Source organism: Colwellia sp. 20A7 (assembly GCF_009832865.1).
Classification (GTDB): domain Bacteria; phylum Pseudomonadota; class Gammaproteobacteria; order Enterobacterales; family Alteromonadaceae; genus Colwellia.
Window position 1 is genome coordinate 3,917,100 of sequence record NZ_CP047130.1, and the last position, 24,280, is coordinate 3,941,379.

The window sequence follows — 24,280 nt, forward strand, 5'->3', positions numbered from 1 at the left end:
TTTACTAACAGGTATTACGGATATGTCTGACACAAAAATAGCATTAGAACGTAAATTAGCAAGCCTAATTGAAAATTCACGCATTAATGCAGATATAGCCAAAAAGCTTTTTGAAATTGAAGCTCAAATATTACGTTGTAAGACCAGCCAAGAGCTTTTGCTACAACTATTAGCATCAATAAAGGATAAATTTAATTTAAGTGGTATCTGCTTATTATTGGCTGAGCCAACACCTATAAGTTATTTACTTAGCGGTAATATGCAGTCCACTTGGCATAAAGAAAATAGTAAAAATATTGCAGTTGATTTATTGCAACAATTACACCCAGAACGTAAACCACTTCTGACGAATGACCTTACCCTTATAAAAAAAATACTTCCATTAAGTTTAGCTCAACAGACAAAGTCGATAGCGTTAATACCTTTAGTCATTGAAGATAAGTTGTTTGGCAGTTTAGTTTTTACCGATAATGAAAAAACACGTTTTCAGCCTAACTTAGGCACTTTGCATTTAGAGCAACTCGCGGTAAAAGTAAGTTTATGTTTATCTAATGCATTAATTAGAGAACAATTAGAATATATGGCTCATTACGATAGGTTGACTGGCCTTGCGAATCGTCGACTGATGGAAGACTCTATCAACGAAGAATTAACACGCCAACGTCGATATAATGTTCCTTTCTCAATCTTGTTCATCGACTGCAATAAGTTCAAAGAAGTTAATGATACCTACGGACATGATTGTGGTGATAAAGTGCTCACTTATGTCGCCATACAATTACAAGAATTAATACGCGAAAATGATAAGTGCTTTAGGTATGCAGGGGATGAGTTTGTGATTACTTTAGCTAGCCAAACATACAAGGAAGCATTATTAGCGTGTAAACGGTTAACACAATTCTTCCAAAATAATCCGATGCCTTATCAAGGCTCGCATTTACCAATCACTATTAGCTGCGGAGCTGCAGCTAGTGATGGAATAAAAACAATGGAAGAGTTATTAAAGCAAGCTGATGAGCAATTATATATGCATAAGAAAACCGGAGTAATTCTTTGATAAGTCTATAAGCATAGACTTATCATTATAGAGATAGGCTTAAATAGAAAACGATGAACCACAACCACAAGTAGTTGATGCATTTGGGTTATTAACAACAAAGCGACTACCTTCTAAACTTTCTAGATAATCAACTTCACCATCAACCAAATATTGTAAACTCATTGGGTCAATAACCATAGTGACACCTTGTTTTTCTATAGTCATATCACCTTCATTTATTTTTTCATCAAAGGTAAAGCCATATTGAAAACCAGAACAACCACCACCAGTAACATAAACTCTTAGTTTAAGTTCGGGATTTTCTTCTTCTGTAATTAACGATAGTACTTTACTCGCTGCCGAATCAGTAAATTTAATAGGTAATTCTGGTGTTGAGATAGGATCAGACATGAAACTCTACTTTTATTTTAAAAGGGGACTGTAAACCAAGGTAATAATACTAAGTCTACTATGCGACTTTCTCACTCTTTAGGAAGAAAGCTTATAGTGCATCCATTATCTTAAACCTGACTAATTTAGTCAAGTATTATTCTATACGCCACGGTAGATTTTTATCAAGCTTATGATATTTCGGCCACTTAATTTTTGTTAAGATTGCCGATAATTATATTTTTCAGAAATAAAATTTTTCGGTAACATGAACGCTACCTCGATAACCTAAAAACATTTGAAACTGAATGCTAAGTTTTTCTTAATTTGATAATGCTCAAGCGACACTTCTTTCAACATTGTTGGTGCATCTTTATTCGTTCATTGCTCAACGGCGAGCTCGACTTCTAAAATATTTATACGTTCAATATGGCTTTTTTCTTGTTGATATAGCTCCTCTAAACGCATTTTTTTTCTAATGTTTTTCTTAAAAGCCATGATAAAAGTTACCTATCCGATAACCGATGAATATACAAAGTGATAGAAGTACCAGTAAGAAAAGTACCTATTTAAAGGCTCTAATCGCTTGGTGACAACTGCTAGATTTATTTTTGCTAACCAATTCATTTGTAACGTACAATAACCCCACAAAGAATTAACATTAAACTTATTGACTATTTATTGACTATTTATTGACTAAAACGATATCTATAAATGATACCTACCAAACAAATAAGCCTACTTTTTTATCATGAGCTATATTAGCACAATTAGAAAACACTTAGCGTTACCCAAAACTTCATGGCAAATTTGTATACTTGCCATTGTTGGAGGTTTTGCATCAGCATTATTAGTAGTTTTATTTACTCTAACAACCGAACAAATTCAACAACTCTATTTAATTAAACGCGATAACTATATCACCTTAGATGGTGTAACTCGTTTTGATTTTCCAATAATAGGTTCAATTGTAATTCTGCTATTTGGTTGGCTGACGGGTTATAAATACCTAAGAACAGGTATTCCGTTTGTATTGCATCGGCTAAAGGTTGCCCATGGCATTATTCCCTTTAAAAATACACTTAATCAATTTTTTGGCAGTGCGGTTGCACTTGCATCAGGCTTTTCTGTTGGGCGTGAAGGACCCGCTGTACATTTAGGCGCCGCAGCAAGTAGTTATGTGGGTAGTTTATTAAAATTACCTTATAACAGTATTCGCATTTTATGTGCCTGTGGTATCGCAGCAGGAATTTCTGCAACATTTAACACCCCTATTGCTGCCGTACTTTTTGTAATGGAAGTCATTATGAGGGAGTATAAAGTTCATATATTTATTCCTGTAATGCTGGCCTCTTTAGTCGGCTCATTAGTCACTCGTAGTGTTTTTGATGTATCTCAAGATTTTGAATACTTCCATAAAATAGAACTGATACCACAACACTATATTCCTTTAATCATTTTAGGTATTTTACTTGGAACGCTCGCTGCCGCTTTTAACAAAACATTAATTAACGTAATAAAACACAGTAACAAATTCCATATTGTACCAAGGCTACTTTTAGCAGCTGTAATAACAGGCGCTTTAGGTTATTTCGTCCCTGGCGCTATGGGTGTTGGTATTGGCGCCATTGATATTTCATTTACCAATAATTGGCAAGTAGGATTATTAATTAGTTTATTGTTAGCTAAGTTTTTAATGACAACATTTGCATTGGGTCTAGGTATTCCCGGCGGTGTTATAGGCCCTATTATTAGCATTGGCGCTATTGCTGGAGCTTTAGGTGGTGCGCTAGTGACACAATTTTTACCAGGTGAACATATTGGCAATGATTTTATTTTAATGGGAATGGCTGGTTTTATGGCAGCTAGCTTAAATGCCCCTATTGCAGCATTACTCGCTGTAGTTGAATTATCAGGGCAATTAGAAATAATTTTACCTGCCATGATAGTTATTACTATCTCTAGTATTATTTCTGGTCAACTATTTAATAACCGTTCAATATTTACCATGCAGCTTGATATTCAAGGTTTGATTTATCGTAAACCACCAATTGAAAAAACATTACAGAAAATTGGCGTGCTTGGTTTAATGATAAAAAAAATAGAGTATACAGAGCAAGCTTCTTTAAATGCTATCGCCGGCATTATGTTAACAGTTGACAATAAAACACCGGTGATAAATAAAACAGTTAAAAAAGTAATGAAGAATAAACAGGTGATTGAAGAAGTGAATTATCACTGGGCAGAGTTTAGCGAAGATATCCCATTAGTCGCTATTCAATCGCAAAACAATGAAACATCTGAAAACCCTACCCCTGAATATCAAGTTTCAGAGAAAATGACATTACATCAACTGATCCCTTTATCACATCAAGCAACCTTAGCAGAAGCTTATTTACTACTTGTTAAAAATCGTTGCGGAGGTGTCTATATTTATCAAGAAAATATAAATAATATTATTGGTATGGTAACCTTCGAACAAATTAGACAATACCTAGTTCATGGCACCTTAATTGTAGGTGTATTACCACCCTACGTTGGCGAAAAAGAATCTGTATTTGAAGGAAGAAATGATTCATGAATGAATTTTTAGCGAGTAATATTTTATGGTTTAAAGCCTTACATGTTTTTTTTATGGTCGCTTGGTTTTCAGGTGTATTTTACTTACCTAGATTGTTTGTAAACCATGCTGAAACAACGTCTGAAATAGTGTCGCAACAATTAAAAGGAATGGAAAAGCGTTTACTCTACTTTGTCACGCCTTTTGCCATATTTACGGTAGTCTTTGGCTTAATATTAATTTATATCTACGGCGCTCATTGGTTTGCTGCTGCCAAATGGCTTCATATAAAACTTACTTTCGTTATTTTTCTCCTGATTTATCACGGCTACTGCTTTAAGTTAGTCAGTACATTTCAACAAGATAAAAATATACGGTCAGGGAAGTTTTACCGAATATTTAACGAAATACCTGTGCTTATGTTACTAGCGGTAATTATTTTGGCTTATGTTAAGCCTACTTATGGTTAACTGTTATCTAAAAATTAAAGACAAATAGCTTCATATAACATTCTAAATTTTGTCGATTTATGCTATATTTCTGCAAAATTTTCGTGATTCATTAATTAACGGTTAGACTTCTAAAAATGATGAAATTTCAAGGTAATCACATACTTTCAGTATCCCAATTTGATCGTGACGCAATTGCGAAGATACTCGATGTATCAGCACAAATGGCACCTTATGCCGCTCGTCAAAAGCGCTGTACAGTGCTTGATGGTGCTATTTTAAGTAATCTTTTTTTTGAACCAAGCACACGTACACGTGTTAGTTTTGGTACTGCATTTAACTTATTAGGCGGTTTTGTTCGTGAAACCGTAGGCCAAGAAAACTCGTCGTTAAGTAAAGGTGAGTCATTACTTGATACGGCTCAAGTTATTAGTGGTTATAGCGATGTTATTGCCATGCGACACCCACAAATGCATTCTGTTGAGCAATTTGCCAAAGGCAGTACTGTTCCGGTAATTAATGGTGGTGACGGTGCTAATGAGCACCCGACACAGGCACTGTTAGATTTATTTACCATACAGTCTGAAATGATGCATTATCAAAAAGGGTTAGATAACCTTGATATAGTGTTGATGGGTGATTTAAAGCACGGCCGCACAGTACACTCTTTATCTAAACTGCTTAGTCTTTATAATAACGTTAAAGTAACAATGGTTTCCCCGAAAGCATTGCAAATGCCTGACAGTGTTGTTTCCGCTTTAGAAAATGCGGGTCATCAAGTGGTGATTACCGACACCATGGCAGGTAATTTATCTTGCGACGTTATTTACCAAACTCGCATTCAACAAGAGCGTTTTGCCAGTAAAGATGAAGCCGACTTATATCGTGGACATTTCAGTTTAAACAAAAGTGTTTATCAAAAGTATTGCCGTGAAAACACGGTTATTATGCATCCTCTGCCAAGAGACTCTCGCCCTGAAGCCAATGAACTCGACATTGATCTAAATGATTTAGACAGCCTAGCTATTTTTAGACAAGCACAAAATGGTGTTTTAGTAAGAATGGCACTATTTGCATTAACTTTAGGTGTTGAAGATCAATTAACGCAATATGAAAAAAGCGTAAACTGGCACACAAATAAGCGTTAATTAATCAATAAATTTTATGAATGATACCTTGCCTATGCAAGGCCAGTCAGTAACCAATAAACCAAAAAGGGTTTTTACTATGAATGGAACAACAAGCCTTTCAACGAGTAATTCAGAGCAATTATTTGCTAAAGCAAAAAGTGTTATTCCTGGTGGCGTTAATTCACCAGTACGTGCATTTAGCAGCGTAGGTGGCACACCATCATTTATCAAACGCGCAGAGGGCGCTTACATTTATGATGCCGACGATAATGCTTACATTGATTATGTTGGTTCTTGGGGACCGATGATTTTAGGTCACAATCACCCTGCTATTTTGGATGCTGTAATTACTACAGCACAAAATGGCTTAAGTTTTGGTGCGCCAACAGAGTTAGAAATTACCATGGCAGAAAAAGTACGTGAATTAGTTCCTTCAATGGAATCTTTACGTATGGTTAGCTCTGGAACCGAAGCCACAATGAGTGCAATTCGCTTGGCTCGAGGCTTCACTGGCCGTGATAAAATATTAAAATTTGAAGGCTGTTACCATGGCCATGCTGACTCATTATTAGTAAAAGCAGGCTCTGGCGCTTTAACATTAGGTGTACCTAACTCTCCAGGCATTCCTGAAGATTTTGCTAAACATACCCTAACAGTTAGCTATAATAACTTGGCAGAAGTTAAAGAAATATTTGCTAAGTACCCAGACCAAATCGCTTGTATTATTGTTGAGCCTGTTGCTGGCAACATGAACTGTATTCCACCTGTGCAAGGCTTTTTGGAAGGACTACGTGATGTATGTGATGAGTATAACTCTGTCCTTATTTTTGATGAAGTAATGACTGGTTTCCGTGTTGCTTTAGGTGGTGCACAAGCACATTACAATATCAAACCCGACTTAACGACGTTAGGTAAAGTGATTGGCGGCGGCATGCCTGTTGGCGCTTTTGGTGGTAAAAAAGAGATAATGGATTACATTGCCCCTCTTGGTCCTGTATACCAAGCAGGAACACTTTCTGGTAACCCTATTGCTATGGCAGCAGGGTTAGCAGCATTAACAGAATTATCACAAGGTAATAAGCACCAGCAGTTAAGTGATGCTACTGAAAAATTAGCGATGGGCTTAAAAGCTGCTGCTGACCGAAACGGTATTGATTTAAATATCAACTATGTTGGCGCTATGTTTGGCTTCTTTTTCACTAGTGATGAAGCTCCAATCACAAGCTTTGAACAAGTAATGGCATGTGACAAAGACAAATTTAATCGCTTTTTCCATTTGATGCTTGAGCACGGTGTTTACTTAGCGCCATCAGCTTTTGAAGCCGGATTTTTATCAATGGCGCATACTGATGATATTATTGAAAAAACCCTTGAAGCTGCGGCTGAGTGTTTTGCTCAGTTGTAATAATTTAGGCATTGATTAATTTACATATAAGCCTATAAAAAGAGTTATCAGCTAACAGCAGATAACTCTTTTTTTAACCAATCAAAACCGTCTTGCCAACCTAAATCTATACCTGAGAAGTTTTTTAAATTCCAACTGTCTACGGCTCTTAGGTTTTTCATTTTTTGAGTTAGTACTTCGCTTTCATCGCTATAATTAATAACCGCAATAACTTTTAATTTTTCATGAGATGCAATGCTTAATTTTGCTTCAAATGAGTAGTCATAACGATTAACTTTATTGATGAGTAAGCCAAAATAACTTGAAAAATGTGTTGATAAAAACTCATCATATTCTTCTACCATTTCTATCGACATTTCAACGGATTTATTCACAATGACTTCCGCTATATTTTCATTAAGAATATTTATTGAACAAAAACTAAGTTCATGTTTCATCTCTATTTCCTCGTATACACACAATAATAATTATAACTAAACCTTAATAACTAGGTTTTTATATTTTCTCAACACAACAAACTATAGAACATTATGAACAATTAGTTTAAATAATAAATTGATCGAACAATTGAACAGTCACTACTTCTCCGGCATTAACTCTGCCTTGCGCAGCGGGTAACACAATAAAACAATTTGCTTGTACTAAGCTAGATAGAATACCAGAGCCTTGCGAACCTGTTGATTCAACTACATTCTCGCCTTGGTCATTAATACTAAGTACGCCACGCTGGAAGTCCATGCGACCTGGTGATTTTTTCAAATCTTTAACACATTTTACCTTTAAATGAGTGCGCTTTAACGGTTCTGCATTTTGCATTTTAGTTAAACCAAGCATTGCTAACTGGTGAAAAGTGACTAACGCTGAAACAGGGTTTCCTGGTAAACCAAAAAAAATACTATTGGGTAGCTTACCAAAAGCAAAAGGCTTACCGGGTTTCATTGCTATTTTCCAAAAACCAATTTCACCTAAATCATCAAGCACTGTTTTAGTGTAGTCCGCTTCTCCCACAGAAACACCACCAGATGAAATAACCGCATCCGCCTGTTTATCGGCACTAACAAAAGCCGCCTTTATTAAGTCGAAATCATCTTCAACAATACCAAAATCAATGACTTCAATATGCAGCTTTTCTAGCATGCCACGTAAAACAAAACTATTACTCTCGTAAATATCACCTGACGCCAATACTTGTCCTGGTAATTTAAGCTCATCTCCTGTCGAAATTAACGCAACTTTAACTTGGCGATAAACCTTAACGGCACTAATACCTAACGAAGATAAAATGCCAATATCTACAGCTGATAACTTGTGCCCTAAGCTAAAAACTGGCTGGCCTAATTGAATATCTTCACCAGCTTTACGTACATGAGAACCAGGTGATTTTTCATTAAGGAAGGTTATATTATCAGCATCTACTTGCACGTTTTCTTGCATTTCAACACTATCACAACTCTCTGGTATCTTTGCACCGGTCATAATACGAATGCACTCACCTAATTTACACTCACCTTCAAAAGGAGAGCCAGCCATAGAACGACCAACTAACGTTAATACTTTACTGGTTTGAAAACTCTCAATAGCAAAAGCATAACCATCCATTGCTGAATTATCATGATTAGGGACATTTAATGGGCTGTTAATCTCTTGAGCTAAAACATAATTAAGCGCTTGCGAAATTGGTATAGTTAACGTTTCTGTCACCGGTGTTATTTGTGACAACAAATTTTCTAACGCATCCTCAAATGGTAATAAACCAGGAACAGAACAACAATCAGACATGATAATCTCGCTTAATTTTTTATTTTTGAAATACCTTTGAATATCTTAAAATATTATTTTATTAATCATTCAAAGATCATATGGTCGCTATTATTACCTAATTAGTAGCAAAAGTAATTGTGCTTTTTATTGCCTATATACAGATTAAGACAGAAAATCAAAAAGTACTATTATGCTGGCTATTAAGTGGTATACTTTTTCTTGAGTCATAAGACTATATAATTATTTTACACCGAGCTTAAATAGTTAACGCCAGACTTTATAAAGACTGGCCATGTTATTTAAAGCCGTAGTAATTGTTTTCATTGAATAATTTATTGATAGCAATTTACTGCCAGGGTTAACAAGGAAACGCGTTAGCCTCCCTACATTTGGAAAGGTGATATGTTAAAAGACAATTTTGGCCGTAGGTTTTATTATCTACGCCTATCGATTACGGACGTTTGTAATTTCAAATGCACATACTGCCTGCCTGACGGTTATCAGTGTGACCAACCACGTGACTTTCTTTCTCTTGCGGAAATAAAACGTTTAACTTCTGCCTTTGCTAGTTTAGGTACGGAGAAAATTCGGATCACCGGTGGTGAGCCAGCACTTCGTAAAGATCTTCCTGAGATCATCCATGCTTGTAAACAAACTCAAGGCATTAAAAAAGTTGCTATCACTAGTAATGGTTTTAAATTGCCTGAACATTTACCGCATTGGTTAGATGCTGGCATTGATGCCATCAACATCAGTATTGATAGCTTAGATCCTCGTAAGTTTCATGCTATTACAGGGCATGACAAACTCAATACTATTTTAAAAGGTATTGATATGGCTTTAGCTGATGGACGCCCAACGGTTAAAGTGAACACAGTATTAATGCGCGAATACAGTGGCTACGATATTCAAAGCTATTTAGATTGGCTAAAAGATACTCCTGTCACCTTACGTTTCATAGAGTTGATGCAAACTGGCGATAATAAAGCCTTTTTTGATGCACAGCATGTGCAAGGCTCTCGCATAAAACAAAACTTAATTCTTGATGGCTGGTTACCCGTGCTACAAGATAGATCTGCGGGGCCTGCACAAGAGTTTTATCATCCTGACTATCAAGGTCGTATTGGGCTAATCATGCCCTACTCCAAAGATTTCTGTAGCAGTTGCAACCGCTTACGAGTGAGTTCATCAGGAAAATTACATTTGTGCCTATTCAGCGAAAACGGTTTGTCTTTACGCGAACAATTACAATGTGATGATATTGAACCATTACAAGCACAAATATTGTCTTTACTAGGTGATAAAAAAGCAACTCACTTCCTACATGACAAACTTACTGGCGGCACAAAACATTTAGCGATGTTAGGTGGTTAGTATGAAAAATATTGTAAACACTGCCCCGATAGATACTGCATTATTAAGTTATGAATGCTTAGGCGTCGTTCTTGCTGGTGGCTTATCTTCTCGTATGGGCTATGACAAAGCCAAGTTAGTTAGAGGCAATAATTCACTACAGTCTATGCTAGCCTTTTCTAAGCAAACACTGACTAACTCAGGTATTAATAACATTGTTGTTAGTGGTGACCAATATGACATACCCGATAAAGTAGAAAAGAGTGGTCCTGTTGGTGGCATTTTAAGTGTATTAGCCAAGTACCCTAATGTGAAATCATTATTAATACTGCCCGTTGACTTGCCTTTTATGACCGCAAAAGCCCTAACAGACTTACGTATTAAAGGAGAATTAAGCCATAAGGCAACATTCTTCGAAGGTCATAGTATTCCTCTCTACTTGCCTAACAGTTCTTATGTAGAATTATTTTTAACACAAGCATTTGCACATAATCTAACAAATGAGCATTCACTACTGAATAGTGGTGAGGCTAAAAAAGGTCCTTCAATTAAGGCCTTGTTAAAAAATATCCCACATCAAGCAATACAGATTAATGACAAAGCTGTTTTATTTAATACAAACACGCCCGAACAATGGCAACAAGCAAAACAGCAACTTAACTTTTAACCGATTAATTTAAACAGATAGCGTAAAGGATAACTTATGTCAGCACATGGCGGCACAACTTTCATTCCCTTAAATATTGCAGTATTAACTGTTTCAGATACTCGTACAGAAGACAATGATACTTCTGGTCAAGCATTAGTCGAACGACTCACAACCGCAGGTCATACACTAGTAGATAAAGCGATTGTTATTGATGATATATACCAACTGCGAGCTCAAGTTTCTAAATGGGTTGCTGATGATAGTATTAATGTCATTATTTCTACAGGTGGCACCGGCTTTACCGAGCGAGACAATACACCTGAAGCATTAATGCCTTTGTTTGATAAAAATATTGAAGGTTTTGGTGAAGTATTTCGCTATGTTTCATTAGGTGAAATAGGTACATCAACAATTCAATCGCGCGCTTTAGGTGGTATGGCAAATAAAACGGTCATTTTATGTGTGCCAGGTTCAACTAATGCATGTAAAACTGCCTGGGATAAAGTAATCAAAGAACAATTAGATGCTAGCCATAAACCATGCAACTTCGTCCCTCATTTAAATATTAACGCTGAACAATGCGAGACACGTAACTAATGAGTAGTTCAACAACATCAACATCACCAACACTTAGCCACCTTAATCAACAAGGCGAAGCTAATATGGTTGATGTGACCGAAAAAGCGATGACCTCACGTACCGCTACAGCGCAAGGTGTTATAAGCATGAACCGCGCTACTTTTGAATTAATTACGACAGGTAAACATAAAAAAGGCGATGTGTTTGCCGTTGCTCGTATTGCCGGTATTCAAGCAGCTAAAAAATGTAGTGATTTAATACCTTTATGTCATCCGTTGATGCTAAGTAAAGTACAAGTTGATTTCAGTTTAGACGAAGAGAACTCACAAGTGAAGGTAACAAGTCTTTGTCGTTTAACGGGACAAACCGGTGTTGAAATGGAAGCTTTAACGGCAGTATCAGTTGCTTGTTTAACTTTATTTGATATGTGTAAAGCCGCAGATCCTGCGATGGAAATTGGCAATATTAAAGTATTAACTAAAGAAGGCGGTAAGTCAGGACATTGGCAGTCTTTATAAAGAAATACTTTCCTAAGAGCCTTTTAAAATGTGAATTTATTCGTAAGTGAACATTTACTTACCTTCATTGAAAGAGAGAAGAACATGATAAAAATCGTTTTTTTTGCCGCCTTGCGTGAGCAACTTAATTGCAGTGAGCTATCCATAAATATCCAAGGCTTAACTACGGTTGCCGATGTAAAAAAACAACTGGCGAATACCGATGAGCAATGGCAACAAATTTTTGCTAACGATTCATTACTGTCAGCCGTTAATCACGATATGGTTAGTGATGAACAAACTATTAAATCTGGCGATGAAGTTGCTTTCTTCCCTCCTGTTACTGGCGGATAAATTTCCCCTTTACGAACAGCGACTCTTATTTAGCTAATAACAGAACAGGTTACAAGATGACAACAACTAATCGCTCAGAAATATCAATACAGATCGAAGACTTTAGCTTAGCAGATGAAGTTGCCTTACTTGAGAAAGATAATGCGACAGATGGCGCTGTGGTAACGTTTACTGGGCGTGTTCGTAATCAAAATGAAGGTAAGAGTGTTACTAGTTTAACCCTAGAGCATTATCCTGTGATGACTGAAAAATCATTATCAGCCATTATTAATCAAGCAAAAGAGCGCTGGAGCATAGGACGTGTAAAAGTTATTCACCGTATTGGAGAGCTATTTATTGGTGATCAAATTGTGTTTGTTGGCGTAACTAGCCAACATCGTAAAGATGCATTCGCTGCCAATGAATTTATTATGGATTACTTAAAAGTACAGGCTCCTTTTTGGAAAAAAGAAGCCAATAAAGACGGTGTTAAGTGGTTAGACGCTAAATCAAGTGATCAAAATAAAGCGGCCGTTTGGTAAGGGAAAAGAACCAATGAAACTGTATTCATTTACTCAATCACTTGCTAATAAAATAGCCTTCCTTTTACTCATCATTAGCATAATACATAGTAATCAAGCCCTGAGTGCTAATAAAGCAGAACAAAACAATGGTAGTCTTGAACCGCTACGTATTGCCGTAGCTTCTAACTTTACCACCCCATTAAAAGAGCTTTTAAGAGATTTTCATCAACAAACGAATATCAATACACAAATTATTAGCGGTGCGACTGGCGCTATGTTTATACAAATACAACATGGTGCCCCTTTCGATATTTTCCTAGCTGCTGATAGCATCAGACCAGCAAAACTTGAACAGCAAAGTTTGATCATTGCAAATAGTCGAAAAACTTATGCACTAGGACAATTAGCACTTTTATCAATTAATTCCACAGCAACATTAGCAGACTTACAACACTTGTATCAAAAGGAAAATCAACGCTTTGCTATTGCAAACCCAGATACTGCCCCTTACGGCAAAGCTGCTAAAGAAACTTTAGAGCATTTAGCGCTATGGCAACAATATCAAAATAAACTTGTTGTCGGCATTAATATCAACCAAACGTTTGCTCAAATTCGTACACAAGCAGTAAGCAACGGTTTAATAGCCAATAGCCAACTGGTATTAAATAACCTAGCTGGCGCTGTTATCCCTTCAGATTATCATCAGCCAATAGAGCAGCAACTTGTCATCCTAAAAAACAGTAAAAATGTCGATAACGCAAAAAAATTAAGTGAATATTTACTGTCACCCAGTGTGCAAAAAAAGATTGTTGATTTTGGCTATGCGGCGATAGAGCAACGGTAACATGATAAATTCTGATGTACTTGCCTTATTAACCACTTTGAAAATGGCGGCCTTAACAACCTTAATTTTACTACTTATTGGTACGCCTTTAGCCTGGTATTTAGCTAAAATGCGCAGTCGTTTTAAAGTTATTATTGAAGCAATTGTCGCCTTACCTTTAGTGTTACCGCCAACGGTGCTCGGCTTTTATTTACTTATTGCATTTTCACCGCAATATTTGCCTGGACAACTTTGGCAACAAGCAACAGGGCAACAACTCGCCTTTAGTTTTTCAGCTATTGTTATTGGCTCTGTGCTCTACTCTATGCCTTTTGTAGTACAACCCTTACAAAAAGCGTTTGAGCAACTAGGCGATCCTTTGCTAGAAGCGGGTGCAATGCTAGGTGCTGGACCAATGGATAGATTTTTTAATATTGTTTTACCTATAACCAAAGCAAGTTTTATTACTGCCGCCAGTTTAGGCTTTGCTCATACCGTAGGTGAGTTTGGTGTAATACTCATGATTGGTGGTAATATTCCCGGTGAAACAAGAGTATTGTCTATTGCCCTTTTTGATCATGTTGAAGCCTTCGATTATGCCAGAGCCCATGTGCTAGCAATTAGCTTATTAATTGGCTCTATGGTTTTGTTAGCCTCAATTTATCTATTGAATAGTCCAAGAAAGCAAACCATGAATAGGGCGAAGAGATGACCGATGTTTCATTAAACACTACTTACCCCTTATCTCTCGATATTCAACTTTGCTTTGAGCAACTTGACTTTGAACAGCATGGTTTTGAACAATTTCAATTAACCGTTAAGCAAGGACTCTCACTGGAAGGTATTACTGGTATTTTTGGCCATTCTGGCTCAGGAAAATCAACACTTTTACGTGCTATTGCCGGTTTAGAAAAAAAAATCACCGGTTCAATTACCTTAAATAATATCGACTTAATTGATAGTAAAAACAATATATTCATCAAAGCAGAACAAAGAAATATTGGCTTAGTATTTCAAGACTCGCGTTTATTCCCACATTTAAACGTTGTTGATAATTTGAAATTTGCAACTAAGCGCTGTAAGAATAATCGATTGAATTTTGATGAGATCATTAAGTTAACAGCGTTAGATAACCTTCGCCATAAATCTATTAATGAACTTTCTGGTGGGCAAAAACAACGAGTAGCACTTGCTCGTGCTATTTTAGCTGAGCCAACATTGTTATTACTTGATGAGCCGCTTAGCGCTCTTGATAGAAAAGCAAAAACGAGCTTATTAAGGTTAATGCTTAAAGTTCAAAATGAGCTTCAGTTACCCATGTTTTATGTCAGTCATTCACTTGATGAACTTCAGCAGGTATGTGATAAATTACTCGTATTATCGCAAGGAAAAATTATTGGTTATGATGCTATTCATACCATGATCCATCAATTAAATTATTCAGATGCAAACAGCGATATCGATGACATTATTCATCAACAAACCAGTTTATCTCTACCGATAAAAACCTTAGATAATGGTCAAGGTCTCGCAATATTAGCATTGAATGACGTTGAAAATATTTATTTACCTGCGCTTGATGACAGCTTTACACAAGAAACACTACGCTGCTTTATTCTAGCCAGCGATATTAGTATTTCATTAACCGAACCAATTAATTCATCTATCGTGAACCACCTTTTTGTCAAAATAGTTTCAATTAATACGATGAAAAATAAAGTGTTAATTACTGCCACATCAGTAGAAGGTAAAATAGAACAAACGTTTTTTATTAATATAAGTACCTTTTCACAACAAAAACTGGCACTTAATATTAATCAGCGCGTATATTTACAATTTAAAGCCAGTGCTGTTCGCACTTACCTTTATTGACGTTACAATATCAAAACATCAACAAATAAATTATACACGTTCACTTAAAATTAAAGGTATCACAGTGTTAACAACGCAAGAGCAGCTTAAGTATTCACGACAAATAATGATGGGTAAAATTGGTGAGCAAGGGCAAATAGCACTGCGAAATGCCAAAGTACTCATTGTTGGGGTCGGCGGTTTAGGTAACCCTGTTAGCCTATATTTAGCGGCTGCTGGTGTTGGTACCTTATATCTTGCTGATGGTGATAATATAGAGCTGAGCAACTTACCACGCCAAATACAGTTTGACGAACAGGATATTAATCAAAACAAAGCGGATGTTGCCGCAGAAAAACTTAGTACACAATTTCCTGACAGCAATATTGAAGCCATTGATGAAATGTTAGACCAAGAGTTGTGTGACTATTATGTTCCACAAGTAGATTTAGTCTTAGATTGCTCGGATAACATTCAAACACGTTATTTAATTAACCAGGCCTGTGTCACACATACTGTACCTTTAGTAATAGGCGCTGCAACGGGGTTTGACGGCCAACAACTACTTGTTGACCCTCGAAATAAAGACAGTGCTTGCTATCATTGTTTATTTCCAACCTCATTAAAAGCACCAACGAATAATTGCCAAACACTCGGTATATTAGGCCCTGTACTCGCTATTATTGGTGGTATGCAAGCCTTGCAAGCAATAAAAGTATTAACAGCTGATGGTAGTGAGAATAACGTTCAAATTAATAAGCTAAATTTATATGATGGTTTAGCAAATCAATGGCAACAATTTAATATGAAAAAACAACAAAACTGCAATGTGTGTGGGAACAAGTAATATTAAACTGAGGTAAGTATCAATATACATGTAAATAATAAGATTGACGGTAATGATTGATATCAAAAGCGTGATGATATCAATCATTTTACAAAGTATATTGACCGCCTTAAGCCTAATTAAGACTGCTTACCTAAGCTTAAGTTGCGCTATTTTCGTAAGGTATCATCTGAATAACCCCATATTTCTATCGGTTAAGGCTTCACGCCATCCCCCTAGCCACTCAGACTTAGCATCAATACATTGATAAGGGCAATGTTCTTTTGATTTACCACTTAAGCCCGCTTGGTAACCATTTGAGTGCGCTCTTCCTAACCGATCTCTTTTCTGTCTTTTCATTACTTAACACCTCGTAAAAAGTATCTTTTAAATTATCACTGAAAAATCAATGATGACAAGGCAGATTAATTGTTCATTATCGCTATATTTAATAAGTAAAATTAACCAATTGTACTCACATAAACTTCAATTAAAGCTTCAATGATAGCTTTAATAAAGATGCTCAATAAACAATCAACCGACAATTGATTTAAAATGATTTTGAAAGTGGTTGCAAGTATGAAAAACGTAAAAAAGTGTGAATAAAAGTCAGGTTAATATTCATCAGAATAAATAAGATTACAATAAAATTGCTTCTATCAAATAAAACAATTCTTTAGCGTAATAGTCTACTTTTCACATATAAACAGATGGTATAAAAATAAACTGCTTATATGAATTCAGTTTAAAAAAGGGGCAATAAAATGCCCCTAAAATAATACCTGATATTTGGAGGGAGTTAATTAACCATAATTCAAATCAACTAACTACCAACCGGGTATTAATACTTGGCAGCTTCATCTTCTGCCGGTAATGTTTGCTGAATAAATTGACGAACATCTTGGTTTGATTGTTTTAAATCTTCATGACGAAGATACATCATATGACCACTTCTATAACCTTTGAAAGATAAACGGTCACGCATTTGCCCACTAGGATCTAATTGCCACATAGTATACTTGGCGTCAAAGTAATTAGTTGCGCCGTCAAAGTAACCTGACTGAATCATCACATTTAAATACGGGTTTTGTGCCATCGCTAAACGTAAGTTTTCACCTGTATTGTTATTACTACGATTCCATGGATGTACATTACCAAACATATTGTATTTAACATCTGTTTTGTAATTTAGCTCTTCACGTAAATAATAATTAATCGCTGGCGTAAAGCTATGCAACCACGATGTTAACTCTGCGTTATAATCTGGACGAGAACCGGCAACTTTTTTATCAATCCCTAAATAACGTGAATCTAAACGGCCAATCGTTTGCTTTCTGTCGCGCAATAACTCTTTCCAAAAAAAGTTATTATTTATATCTAAATTATTTGCTATTATCGCATCAACAGACAAACCTGAGTACATAGACACCCATTTTGCGATATTTAGTTTTTCATCACTTGAAATAAAACCACCCTTTGCTAACGCTGGCATATATTCATTTATCGTAAATTGCTCTACTTCAGGTAATAACTCATCTAAATCTTTGGCTTGATATAGAGCTGGTAAAGCGTTGTGATACCAAGCAGCGGCAGCAAAATAAGGTAAACGATTAGCTGATTTCACAGGGCCATCTCGCTTAATGCCAATATCTGTTGGCGAGACTAAAATAACACCGTTCACATACATCCATTGCTGCTGTTGTAGCGCTAAAGCCAAGCCGGAAACTCGGGTAGTGCCATAACTTTCTCCAATTAAATACTTAGGTGAACGCCAACGGTTATTTCGAGTAACGAACGTATTAACCCACTCAGCTAAGTACTTAACATCAGCATTAACACCAAAAAACATGGCTTTTTGTTCTTCCTTACTAGGAATTTTACCGTCTTTATTAGGTAAAACTCTTGAATAACCGGTGTTTACAGGATTAACAAAAACAATATCTGCTACGTCTAAAATAGAATAAGGATTGGTTTTAACACCATAAGGTTGCAGTGGATAGCCTTCATCATCGACATTCAGCACTTTTGGGCCAGTATAAGCAACATGCATCCACACGGAAGCTGAACCTGGGCCACCATTAAATGAGATTAATAACGGACGTTTGCTATTATTTTTAATATCAGTGCGTTGATAATAGGTATAAAAAAGACTTGCCGTTGGGCTTCCCTCGTCATCCCATACCGGTTGAGTGCCCGTGGTCGCACTGTATTTTATTTTTTTACCATTAATTTTAGTGCTGTGTTGGCTGGTTTGCTTTTCATCAATAACAAGTTTGCGTTCATTTTTTGCAAAAGTTGCTGATGAAAGAGAGATACCAACCAAGAAAACGATAGAAGTAAGTGTCGTAAATAATTTCATTTCATATCTCAGTAATTAATTTGTTAATAAACTACCATAAAGATCATTACCTATCAGTTAATTAAGTTAAACCTACACAATAATAAGATTAAATTATTAATTTAAAACAGTAGGCTTAATTCCTGTCATTAATCGAGTAAACAAGTAAAAATGTTATCCCTCCCATTTTCAATAATCGAGCTATACTTACAATACACGGGGTTGAAAGATACGCATATATAAAACCTAATCGGTGCAATGTTATATATTTATATTCTCCTGTAATAACTTGAATATAAAGGAGAATAAAATAAAACAAACTCACTTAATAAAACTACTTATTATTATATTTTTTGTCTTTACACCTAGAGTAATAGCAATTGATACTGTTAAGTTATTAAAGCCGTTACTAGCGGACGATAAAAGATCCAATCATAAAAACGAAGTGATTATTCGATCGCTCCAAATTACAGAAGAAGAGTTTGGCCCTTTTCTGTTTGAAGCAATTGAAATGAGCATGACGCCTAAAAGAGCCTTTATATCTCTAAAAAACAAGGAGAATATTAACGCTTACATAGGGCCGTATAACAAAGCTTGGGATAGTGAAGTCAGCATAATTAAAATTCCTATCAGACAAGGCCTACTAAACTATCGATTATTACTCGTTCGTGAGTCACAACTTGCTCAGTTTAGTAAAGTTAAAAACCTCGAAGACTTAGGTAAGCTAAATGCAGGGCTTCAGCACCACTGGGCGACAACAAAGGTATTTGAAAGCCATGGTTTAAAAGTAACAACAACGCATAACTTTGAAGGTTTATTTCAAATGTTAAAACGGGCTAGATTTGATTACATTCCTAGAGCTGTCTACGAGATTTATGATGAACTTGAAAGGCGTCAACCTGATTTAAAGAGTCTCGTCGTCGAGCCAACACTGGCGCTATACCTCCCTATGTCGACTTATATTCATATATCACCACAAGAACCCCGTATAGCAAGGCGCATAGAAGTAGGATTACGTAAATTAATAGCCAATGGTGAAATTAAAATGATATTAGATAAATATTATGCCGATGATATTAACCGTGCTAATTTGAAAAATCGTAGAATCATTAAAATAAGTAATCCTGACTACAACGATATAAGTCTTGAGGGTATTAATTAGTTTTCTGACAAATTGCGGATTTATTTATTGTTGTATGGTTCTAAAAGTTAGATTAATTCTTGGTTCAAGTACTTTTTTAGTGGGTGGTAATCGGTGTAACCAGTGCTTTTGCGTTTCACCTTTCATCACTAATAAACTAGCTGGCTTTAACTGTAATGAAATCATTTCTTTATTTGTTTTATGTTTAAAAGCAAACTTACGTTCCGCACCAAAGCTTAATGAAGCAATCGCGCCATTATCTTTAAGGTCTGTTTCGCCGTCACTATGCCAAGCCATGCCTTCAGCTCCGCTATGATACAAATTAAGCAAACACGAATTATAGGTTTCATTCGTTTTCTGCTCTACGAGTTCTTTCAAATAATGAAGATTAGGCGTCCAAGGTAACGAATATTTAGTCGTATTTGAGTAGGTATAACTAAAGGGCTCTTTTTGACCTGAATCACCGTACCAAGCCACCTTTCGCTTAGTTTCAATTAATTTTCCAAGAATGATAGCTTGATCACAGCGCCAATCTACTTCGTCTAATAAGCGGTTAAAATAAAAATCAGCCTCTGTTAGCGACATTACTTCACCGTAAAAATTAACAACGCCATCTTGAGGCAGAATATTTATAGGCTCCGCTAAAAATGCATCGAATAAGTTCATGATCCCCCTCACACAACAACTGTAAAAATAAACAGTACCATGGTATTCATACATCATCAAAATTTTTTAGCTGTATATCGTTATTTAAATACGATAATTGAGTAACTTTCCATTAATAAACCTAAAGCAAGCTAAAGATTTATCCATGACTCTTTTTTTCGTTGATAATATCTTTATAATGAATTGTATAAAATAGAAAATCCCCTTCAAACCTATAACAGCAAACAATGGCATAAAATAATGGCAATTGAATACAAAACTCGTACCCAGCTCGTTGTGGAAGTTTTACGTGAAAAAATACTTAGTGGGGAAATAATTGCTGGCCAACCACTGCGTCAAGCCGCGTTAGCAGAAGAATTAAACGTTAGTCGTATTCCTGTACGAGAAGCATTATTACAACTTGAAGCTGAAGGTTTAGTCTCATTTGAGCCGCATAAAGGCGCAAGTGCTACTAGCTTAAACCTTGATCAAGTTGATGAATTATTTGAATTAAGAGCAATGATTGAAGGTGACTTACTTGCCGCATCTTTGGTAAATATCACTGATGAAGCTTTAATAGAAGCCAATGAATTATTAATTAAACTTGATAGCGCTCTAGGTAAGGAAAATGCAGCAAATACCTGGAGCGAGTTAAATTCAAGCTTTCATAATTGCTTGTATTCTGGCGCTAAACGACCGCAAACTTCTGATTTAGTGAATATTCTAAATAAAAATGCAGACCGATATATACGTATGCATTTATTGTGGGCTGGCGGTATTTCTAAAGCAGGTCCTGAACATGCCGAATTATTAGCTTTTTGTCAGGCGCGCGATATAGATAATGCTGTAGCAAAATTAAAACAACACATTCTTAGCTCTAGAGATGAAATTAAAGCATTTTTAGTGCAACGTGAATCAGGAAAAGTTTAATTTTTGATAGCTAAGCTGAATTTATTTATTATTTAAATAAGCTAAACAAGCCTTTACTAGCGCTAAGGCTTTCAGCGTTGACAGTTACGGAACGTTTTACTTTCTGATAAAATTAATTGTAAATAGTAAAAGTCACACATTATTTTCAACCATAGTTTTTATTTTATCAGCCTTCTCAAAATGATCTAACTGATGTGTTTGAATCCACCAAGTTGCCACTTCCATTAAAAGCGCTGGATTATCATTTTTATTAGCAAAAAAAGCATAAAATGATAATCCAACATTATTGCCTTTACTGGCTATTTTTTTATCACAAACGTCTATTATTTTTTGTCTTAATTCTATTTCCATCATTTACTATCCTTTTTTATAATGAATTTAGCATTGTAAACAGAATAAGACAGCGCTAACAACAAACAGATACCGGCCGGAACCATAAGTGCATAAAACCGGAAAAGACTAAAAAGATAGGCACCACAAGAGCCGCCAACAATAAATCCAAGAATAATTAACAAAAACAAAAGTCCCTTTCTTTTATCAAAATATTCTCCTCTTAATTTAGAGCCTATCATAATTCCTAAATCGGTAAATATCCCCGTTACATGCGTTGTTCTAATAACAGCACCACTATAAGTTGTTGCTAAGGCATTCTGTAATCCACAAGCCGCTGAAGCTAAATAATGTCCGAGCGAATAATTGTCTGATAAGAAATAAATAGAGCCGAACAAAAATATAGACTCTAACAATAATAACCCACTGTAATTACGTCCTAGCTTTAACGAACCACTACGTATGAAGTAGCCCGAAATTACCGAGCCAAAAAGAAAGCTAAGCATAACCAAAGCCAAATGAGTTACATCAGAAAAATCTGAATTGATAATGCCAGTGCCAAAAAGTGTTGCTGTGCCTGACAAATGAGACACTGATTGGTGTTTAAAGCCTAACAACCCAATAGAGTTAACAAGTCCTGCAACCAGTGCAAGTATAAATGAACCATATTCTACCCAGCGAGGTAATTTCGAAATCACGGTAATCCTTTTGGCTGTTAGTCCTGTCAATAAAGTAGTAAGTTACAATGGGAAGGTGATATTTTTAGATCATTTTTAAAACCGAATCTGTGGCAGATTCAATTGTTAGCGATTCTGTCGATTTAGTGCCATATTCTTTTTGCACCTAATAACTATTGCTGTTTTTTCTGCGTTAGATTTATTCATCCAACCTGTAATTTCCATTTTGGATCTACAGCATCCTATACAAATATCATTTTCATCTAAGCCACATTGGCCTACACAAGGAGTTATTATATTGTTCTTATTTACCATAATCATATTTATAAGACTTAACGATTGAAAGCAGCAAATAGTACTAATCTAATACCCTTAGTAACTATAAGCATTGAACTTTACCATTAAGTGTCAGCCACCTGTATTTATTTAATGTATTGTAGCATTTAGCTTTATTTATTTTTGGCTAAATTTTTAATACACCAACACTATTTAACCAATCATATGCTTGCTCTATGTTGTCACAAAAATTTGTTTCAACATTCGTTAAGGCCGTGTGACTATCTTCCATTAACACTTGTTGAAGAGACATACTACAAATAACCGCTTCATATTTTTGATTATTAATATTTCCCCATTCATTTAATTTATTAATTTCATCCCACATATCTGGCGTAGACAATTCCCATTGACTTAAATCTACTAAACACCCCCACGGTTTATCTTTAATGCTTTCAACATGTTCTTTGTATTCTCGACAAAGCCTTATCACTGTTTCAAGATTCCAAGCATCAAAACATTTAATAATTAATGTTTGATCAATTACTTCTATTTTAAAAGAACCATGTTCTTGCATTAGTACTCCTTAACACTCATAAAGCCCCATTTAACAGGCTAAAGATTGAAAAACTAACAACCTGTCAGTTTTCTGTATTTGCTTATTTATGCTTCTTTTATACTTATCTAAGAACTAAACATTGCAGTGCTGTAATACGATTAACTTCTGAAAATGGATATTAATAACAATTATGTAAATATTACCAAGTATATAATACTTACATAATTAGAGGTTTTACTCAAACTTGGATTCAAATAATAAGTGCATAACTTGAATAAGTAGAAAAATTGGTCAGCTGAATATATGTTAATCGCTTTTTCTCTGGCAAGAGATACAACAATGAAAACATATAAACAACTGACCTATGAAGAACGACGCCAGATTTATGCCTTAAATAAAAGTGCTATAAGTCAAAATAAAATTGCAGCGCTGCTCAGTGTTAGTCAATCAACGATTAGTAGAGAGTTATCTCGAAATACAGGATCACGCGGTCATCATATTAAATAAACCCACAAGCTAGCGCTATATCATGTAACTGATATACCGAAAAAACTCAAGCCCCCCCCCCCAAGTAATTTACCGTATTAAGCAAACCCAAAAATAGCGCGATAGCGTAGAATTTATGCATCGAAAGCACTCAAGATGACACCCCAAGTTATTGAGCTTATCAATCTAAAACTCAATAAAAAATGGAGTCCGGAACAAATTTCGGGTTGGCTCGAACTCAATGAATCATTCACTATTAGCCATGAAACTGTTTATCAAGATATCTGGCGGGATAACCAACGAGGTGACATGCTTTTCACCGCTTTACGTAGAAAATGCAAAAAGTATCAATCTCCTCATAAAAATAAACAATCAGGACGAGGATTTATCAAAAATCGCGTGAGTATTGATGAACGTCCACAAGTGGTTGATGATAGGAGTAGAATTGGTGATTGGAAAATTGATCTTGTTAAATGTTAAAACCCTTTCAAAAAGTAGTGAGCACAATCACAGCCGATAATGGTAAAGAATTAGATTATCATCAAGAAATGACGATAAAATTAGGTTGTGATGTTTATTTTGCGGATCCTTATTGCTCATGGCAACGAGAATTAAATGAAAATACTAATGGCTTGTTAAGGCAATATTGACCAAAATCCACAGAATTCAAGAAGGTAGTTCAATCAGAAGGTGGAAGCGGCCATAGTCCAGCTTAATAATAGACCGAGA

Annotated in this window: 30 protein-coding genes and 1 riboswitch; of the genes, 20 read left to right on the forward strand and 10 right to left on the reverse strand. The window is 35.7% G+C overall.

What is annotated here, in order from left to right:
* Positions 1-22: 22 nt before the first annotated feature.
* Positions 23-1,057: a DUF484 family protein gene (locus GQS55_RS16780; protein WP_159821581.1), complete on the forward strand. Its 1,035-nt coding sequence runs from the start codon at positions 23-25 to the stop codon at positions 1,055-1,057.
* 39 nt (positions 1,058-1,096) lie between these two features.
* Here GQS55_RS16780 and erpA read toward each other — a convergent pair whose 3' ends face one another.
* Positions 1,097-1,438, reverse strand: a complete 342-nt coding sequence (gene erpA, locus GQS55_RS16785; RefSeq protein WP_354668413.1) for an iron-sulfur cluster insertion protein ErpA — start codon at positions 1,436-1,438, stop codon at positions 1,097-1,099.
* 742 nt (positions 1,439-2,180) lie between these two features.
* Here erpA and GQS55_RS16790 point away from each other — a divergent pair.
* From GQS55_RS16790 to hemL, 4 genes are all read left to right on the forward strand, one after another.
* Positions 2,181-4,010 carry a chloride channel protein gene (locus GQS55_RS16790; protein WP_236559680.1) on the forward strand — a complete coding sequence of 610 codons (1,830 nt, stop codon included), beginning with the start codon at positions 2,181-2,183 and terminating at the stop codon, positions 4,008-4,010.
* Positions 4,007-4,459, forward strand: coding sequence for a CopD family protein (locus GQS55_RS16795; protein ID WP_159821583.1), 453 nt, complete (start codon positions 4,007-4,009; stop codon positions 4,457-4,459). The genes GQS55_RS16790 and GQS55_RS16795 overlap by 4 nt, the downstream gene beginning before the upstream one ends.
* Positions 4,460-4,575: 116 nt before the next feature.
* Positions 4,576-5,586 (forward strand): aspartate carbamoyltransferase, encoded by a 1,011-nt coding sequence (locus GQS55_RS16800; RefSeq protein ID WP_201294526.1) that lies wholly within the window; start codon positions 4,576-4,578, stop codon positions 5,584-5,586.
* A 79-nt stretch (positions 5,587-5,665) separates the two neighbouring features.
* Positions 5,666-6,973 (forward strand): glutamate-1-semialdehyde 2,1-aminomutase, encoded by a 1,308-nt coding sequence (gene hemL, locus GQS55_RS16805; protein ID WP_159821584.1) that lies wholly within the window; start codon positions 5,666-5,668, stop codon positions 6,971-6,973.
* Between the two features lie 47 nt (positions 6,974-7,020).
* Here the strand turns inward: hemL and GQS55_RS16810 are convergent, their stop codons facing one another.
* On the reverse strand, positions 7,021-7,410 hold the full coding sequence (locus GQS55_RS16810) for a hypothetical protein (RefSeq protein ID WP_159821585.1): 390 nt from the start codon (positions 7,408-7,410) through the stop codon (positions 7,021-7,023).
* Positions 7,411-7,516: 106 nt separating this feature from the next.
* Positions 7,517-8,752, reverse strand: coding sequence for a molybdopterin molybdotransferase MoeA (moeA, locus tag GQS55_RS16815; RefSeq protein WP_159821586.1), 1,236 nt, complete (start codon positions 8,750-8,752; stop codon positions 7,517-7,519).
* A 218-nt stretch (positions 8,753-8,970) separates the two neighbouring features.
* Positions 8,971-9,151, forward strand: a riboswitch (molybdenum cofactor riboswitch).
* Between moeA and moaA the strand changes: the two genes are divergently transcribed.
* From moaA to GQS55_RS16865, 10 genes are all read left to right on the forward strand, one after another.
* The gene (moaA, locus tag GQS55_RS16820) at positions 9,137-10,108 is read left to right on the forward strand and encodes a GTP 3',8-cyclase MoaA (protein WP_159821587.1); all 972 of its coding nucleotides are present in this window, start codon (positions 9,137-9,139) and stop codon (positions 10,106-10,108) included. Its footprint overlaps the riboswitch before it by 15 nt.
* A 1-nt stretch (position 10,109) precedes the next feature.
* Complete coding sequence (mobA, locus tag GQS55_RS16825; protein WP_159821588.1) at positions 10,110-10,754, forward strand: molybdenum cofactor guanylyltransferase; 645 nt, start codon at positions 10,110-10,112, stop codon at positions 10,752-10,754.
* A gap of 36 nt (positions 10,755-10,790) precedes the next feature.
* On the forward strand, positions 10,791-11,333 hold the full coding sequence (moaB, locus tag GQS55_RS16830; RefSeq protein WP_159821589.1) for a molybdenum cofactor biosynthesis protein B: 543 nt from the start codon (positions 10,791-10,793) through the stop codon (positions 11,331-11,333).
* The gene (gene moaC, locus GQS55_RS16835) at positions 11,333-11,833 is read left to right on the forward strand and encodes a cyclic pyranopterin monophosphate synthase MoaC (protein WP_159821590.1); all 501 of its coding nucleotides are present in this window, start codon (positions 11,333-11,335) and stop codon (positions 11,831-11,833) included. Before moaB ends, moaC begins: the two co-directional genes overlap by 1 nt.
* Positions 11,834-11,917: 84 nt before the next feature.
* Positions 11,918-12,166: a molybdopterin converting factor subunit 1 gene (gene moaD / locus GQS55_RS16840; RefSeq protein WP_159821591.1), complete on the forward strand. Its 249-nt coding sequence runs from the start codon at positions 11,918-11,920 to the stop codon at positions 12,164-12,166.
* A 56-nt stretch (positions 12,167-12,222) separates the two neighbouring features.
* Positions 12,223-12,687 carry a molybdopterin synthase catalytic subunit MoaE gene (gene moaE / locus GQS55_RS16845; RefSeq protein ID WP_159821592.1) on the forward strand — a complete coding sequence of 155 codons (465 nt, stop codon included), beginning with the start codon at positions 12,223-12,225 and terminating at the stop codon, positions 12,685-12,687.
* 13 nt (positions 12,688-12,700) lie between these two features.
* Positions 12,701-13,513, forward strand: a complete 813-nt coding sequence (gene modA / locus GQS55_RS16850) for a molybdate ABC transporter substrate-binding protein (RefSeq protein WP_159821593.1) — start codon at positions 12,701-12,703, stop codon at positions 13,511-13,513.
* A gap of 1 nt (position 13,514) precedes the next feature.
* Positions 13,515-14,204 (forward strand): molybdate ABC transporter permease subunit, encoded by a 690-nt coding sequence (gene modB / locus GQS55_RS16855; protein ID WP_159821594.1) that lies wholly within the window; start codon positions 13,515-13,517, stop codon positions 14,202-14,204.
* Positions 14,201-15,364, forward strand: a complete 1,164-nt coding sequence (gene modC, locus GQS55_RS16860) for a molybdenum ABC transporter ATP-binding protein (RefSeq protein WP_159821595.1) — start codon at positions 14,201-14,203, stop codon at positions 15,362-15,364. The genes modB and modC overlap by 4 nt, the downstream gene beginning before the upstream one ends.
* A gap of 64 nt (positions 15,365-15,428) precedes the next feature.
* The gene (locus GQS55_RS16865) at positions 15,429-16,190 is read left to right on the forward strand and encodes a HesA/MoeB/ThiF family protein (RefSeq protein WP_159821596.1); all 762 of its coding nucleotides are present in this window, start codon (positions 15,429-15,431) and stop codon (positions 16,188-16,190) included.
* A gap of 165 nt (positions 16,191-16,355) precedes the next feature.
* Here GQS55_RS16865 and rmf read toward each other — a convergent pair whose 3' ends face one another.
* Together rmf and GQS55_RS16875 are read right to left on the reverse strand one after the other, a co-directional pair.
* Complete coding sequence (rmf, locus tag GQS55_RS16870) at positions 16,356-16,529, reverse strand: ribosome modulation factor (protein WP_159821597.1); 174 nt, start codon at positions 16,527-16,529, stop codon at positions 16,356-16,358.
* 481 nt (positions 16,530-17,010) lie between these two features.
* The gene (locus GQS55_RS16875) at positions 17,011-18,528 is read right to left on the reverse strand and encodes a S10 family peptidase (RefSeq protein WP_159821598.1); all 1,518 of its coding nucleotides are present in this window, start codon (positions 18,526-18,528) and stop codon (positions 17,011-17,013) included.
* 268 nt (positions 18,529-18,796) lie between these two features.
* Between GQS55_RS16875 and GQS55_RS16880 the strand changes: the two genes are divergently transcribed.
* Positions 18,797-19,669: a transporter substrate-binding domain-containing protein gene (locus GQS55_RS16880; RefSeq protein WP_159821599.1), complete on the forward strand. Its 873-nt coding sequence runs from the start codon at positions 18,797-18,799 to the stop codon at positions 19,667-19,669.
* 24 nt (positions 19,670-19,693) lie between these two features.
* Here GQS55_RS16880 and GQS55_RS16885 read toward each other — a convergent pair whose 3' ends face one another.
* Positions 19,694-20,314, reverse strand: coding sequence for an alpha-ketoglutarate-dependent dioxygenase AlkB family protein (locus tag GQS55_RS16885; RefSeq protein WP_159821600.1), 621 nt, complete (start codon positions 20,312-20,314; stop codon positions 19,694-19,696).
* Positions 20,315-20,554: 240 nt separating this feature from the next.
* Here GQS55_RS16885 and GQS55_RS16890 point away from each other — a divergent pair, with 240 nt between their 5' ends.
* Positions 20,555-21,223 (forward strand): GntR family transcriptional regulator, encoded by a 669-nt coding sequence (locus tag GQS55_RS16890; protein ID WP_159821601.1) that lies wholly within the window; start codon positions 20,555-20,557, stop codon positions 21,221-21,223.
* 132 nt (positions 21,224-21,355) lie between these two features.
* On the opposite strand, the gene GQS55_RS16895 is transcribed toward GQS55_RS16890, so the two are convergent.
* The 4 genes from GQS55_RS16895 to GQS55_RS16910 form a co-directional block, all read right to left on the reverse strand.
* A complete protein-coding gene (locus tag GQS55_RS16895; RefSeq protein WP_159822961.1) occupies positions 21,356-21,574 on the reverse strand; it encodes a DUF6500 family protein in 219 nt (72 codons plus the stop codon).
* Positions 21,574-22,251 (reverse strand): YoaK family protein, encoded by a 678-nt coding sequence (locus GQS55_RS16900; RefSeq protein WP_159821602.1) that lies wholly within the window; start codon positions 22,249-22,251, stop codon positions 21,574-21,576. Before GQS55_RS16900 ends, GQS55_RS16895 begins: the two co-directional genes overlap by 1 nt.
* A 105-nt stretch (positions 22,252-22,356) precedes the next feature.
* Complete coding sequence (locus tag GQS55_RS16905) at positions 22,357-22,551, reverse strand: DUF1289 domain-containing protein (protein WP_201294527.1); 195 nt, start codon at positions 22,549-22,551, stop codon at positions 22,357-22,359.
* A gap of 142 nt (positions 22,552-22,693) precedes the next feature.
* Positions 22,694-23,083: a hypothetical protein gene (locus tag GQS55_RS16910; protein WP_159821603.1), complete on the reverse strand. Its 390-nt coding sequence runs from the start codon at positions 23,081-23,083 to the stop codon at positions 22,694-22,696.
* A 321-nt stretch (positions 23,084-23,404) separates the two neighbouring features.
* On the opposite strand from GQS55_RS16910, the gene GQS55_RS19900 reads away from it, so the two are divergent.
* The 3 genes from GQS55_RS19900 to GQS55_RS20200 all read left to right on the forward strand — a co-directional run bounded on the left by GQS55_RS19900 (position 23,405) and on the right by GQS55_RS20200 (position 24,201).
* Complete coding sequence (locus tag GQS55_RS19900) at positions 23,405-23,572, forward strand: helix-turn-helix domain-containing protein (RefSeq protein ID WP_201294528.1); 168 nt, start codon at positions 23,405-23,407, stop codon at positions 23,570-23,572.
* 135 nt (positions 23,573-23,707) lie between these two features.
* Entirely contained in the window at positions 23,708-24,031 is a 324-nt protein-coding gene (locus GQS55_RS19905) for an IS30 family transposase (protein WP_201294529.1), read from the forward strand.
* Complete coding sequence (locus tag GQS55_RS20200; protein ID WP_201294530.1) at positions 24,025-24,201, forward strand: IS30 family transposase; 177 nt, start codon at positions 24,025-24,027, stop codon at positions 24,199-24,201. The genes GQS55_RS19905 and GQS55_RS20200 overlap by 7 nt, the downstream gene beginning before the upstream one ends.
* Positions 24,202-24,280: the final 79 nt, after the last annotated feature.

What these genes read in the sequence shown, in the direction of transcription:
- GQS55_RS16780 (WP_159821581.1), top strand. Translation starts at nt 23, where the DNA reads ATGTCTGACACAAAAATAGCATTAGAACGTAAATTAGCAAGCCTAATT.
- GQS55_RS16790 (WP_236559680.1), top strand. Translation starts at nt 2,181, where the DNA reads ATGAGCTATATTAGCACAATTAGAAAACACTTAGCGTTACCCAAAACT.
- GQS55_RS16795 (WP_159821583.1), top strand. Translation starts at nt 4,007, where the DNA reads ATGAATGAATTTTTAGCGAGTAATATTTTATGGTTTAAAGCCTTACAT.
- GQS55_RS16800 (WP_201294526.1), top strand. Translation starts at nt 4,576, where the DNA reads ATGATGAAATTTCAAGGTAATCACATACTTTCAGTATCCCAATTTGAT.
- hemL (WP_159821584.1), top strand. Translation starts at nt 5,666, where the DNA reads ATGAATGGAACAACAAGCCTTTCAACGAGTAATTCAGAGCAATTATTT.
- GQS55_RS16810 (WP_159821585.1), bottom strand. Translation starts at nt 7,410, where the DNA reads ATGAAACATGAACTTAGTTTTTGTTCAATAAATATTCTTAATGAAAAT.
- moeA (WP_159821586.1), bottom strand. Translation starts at nt 8,752, where the DNA reads ATGTCTGATTGTTGTTCTGTTCCTGGTTTATTACCATTTGAGGATGCG.
- moaA (WP_159821587.1), top strand. Translation starts at nt 9,137, where the DNA reads ATGTTAAAAGACAATTTTGGCCGTAGGTTTTATTATCTACGCCTATCG.
- mobA (WP_159821588.1), top strand. Translation starts at nt 10,110, where the DNA reads ATGAAAAATATTGTAAACACTGCCCCGATAGATACTGCATTATTAAGT.
- moaB (WP_159821589.1), top strand. Translation starts at nt 10,791, where the DNA reads ATGTCAGCACATGGCGGCACAACTTTCATTCCCTTAAATATTGCAGTA.
- moaC (WP_159821590.1), top strand. Translation starts at nt 11,333, where the DNA reads ATGAGTAGTTCAACAACATCAACATCACCAACACTTAGCCACCTTAAT.
- moaD (WP_159821591.1), top strand. Translation starts at nt 11,918, where the DNA reads ATGATAAAAATCGTTTTTTTTGCCGCCTTGCGTGAGCAACTTAATTGC.
- moaE (WP_159821592.1), top strand. Translation starts at nt 12,223, where the DNA reads ATGACAACAACTAATCGCTCAGAAATATCAATACAGATCGAAGACTTT.
- modA (WP_159821593.1), top strand. Translation starts at nt 12,701, where the DNA reads ATGAAACTGTATTCATTTACTCAATCACTTGCTAATAAAATAGCCTTC.
- modB (WP_159821594.1), top strand. Translation starts at nt 13,515, where the DNA reads ATGATAAATTCTGATGTACTTGCCTTATTAACCACTTTGAAAATGGCG.
- modC (WP_159821595.1), top strand. Translation starts at nt 14,201, where the DNA reads ATGACCGATGTTTCATTAAACACTACTTACCCCTTATCTCTCGATATT.
- rmf (WP_159821597.1), bottom strand. Translation starts at nt 16,529, where the DNA reads ATGAAAAGACAGAAAAGAGATCGGTTAGGAAGAGCGCACTCAAATGGT.
- GQS55_RS16875 (WP_159821598.1), bottom strand. Translation starts at nt 18,528, where the DNA reads ATGAAATTATTTACGACACTTACTTCTATCGTTTTCTTGGTTGGTATC.
- GQS55_RS16885 (WP_159821600.1), bottom strand. Translation starts at nt 20,314, where the DNA reads ATGAACTTATTCGATGCATTTTTAGCGGAGCCTATAAATATTCTGCCT.
- GQS55_RS16890 (WP_159821601.1), top strand. Translation starts at nt 20,555, where the DNA reads ATGGCAATTGAATACAAAACTCGTACCCAGCTCGTTGTGGAAGTTTTA.
- GQS55_RS16895 (WP_159822961.1), bottom strand. Translation starts at nt 21,574, where the DNA reads ATGGAAATAGAATTAAGACAAAAAATAATAGACGTTTGTGATAAAAAA.
- GQS55_RS16905 (WP_201294527.1), bottom strand. Translation starts at nt 22,551, where the DNA reads ATGATTATGGTAAATAAGAACAATATAATAACTCCTTGTGTAGGCCAA.
- GQS55_RS16910 (WP_159821603.1), bottom strand. Translation starts at nt 23,083, where the DNA reads ATGCAAGAACATGGTTCTTTTAAAATAGAAGTAATTGATCAAACATTA.
- GQS55_RS19900 (WP_201294528.1), top strand. Translation starts at nt 23,405, where the DNA reads ATGAAAACATATAAACAACTGACCTATGAAGAACGACGCCAGATTTAT.
- GQS55_RS19905 (WP_201294529.1), top strand. Translation starts at nt 23,708, where the DNA reads ATGACACCCCAAGTTATTGAGCTTATCAATCTAAAACTCAATAAAAAA.
- GQS55_RS20200 (WP_201294530.1), top strand. Translation starts at nt 24,025, where the DNA reads ATGTTAAAACCCTTTCAAAAAGTAGTGAGCACAATCACAGCCGATAAT.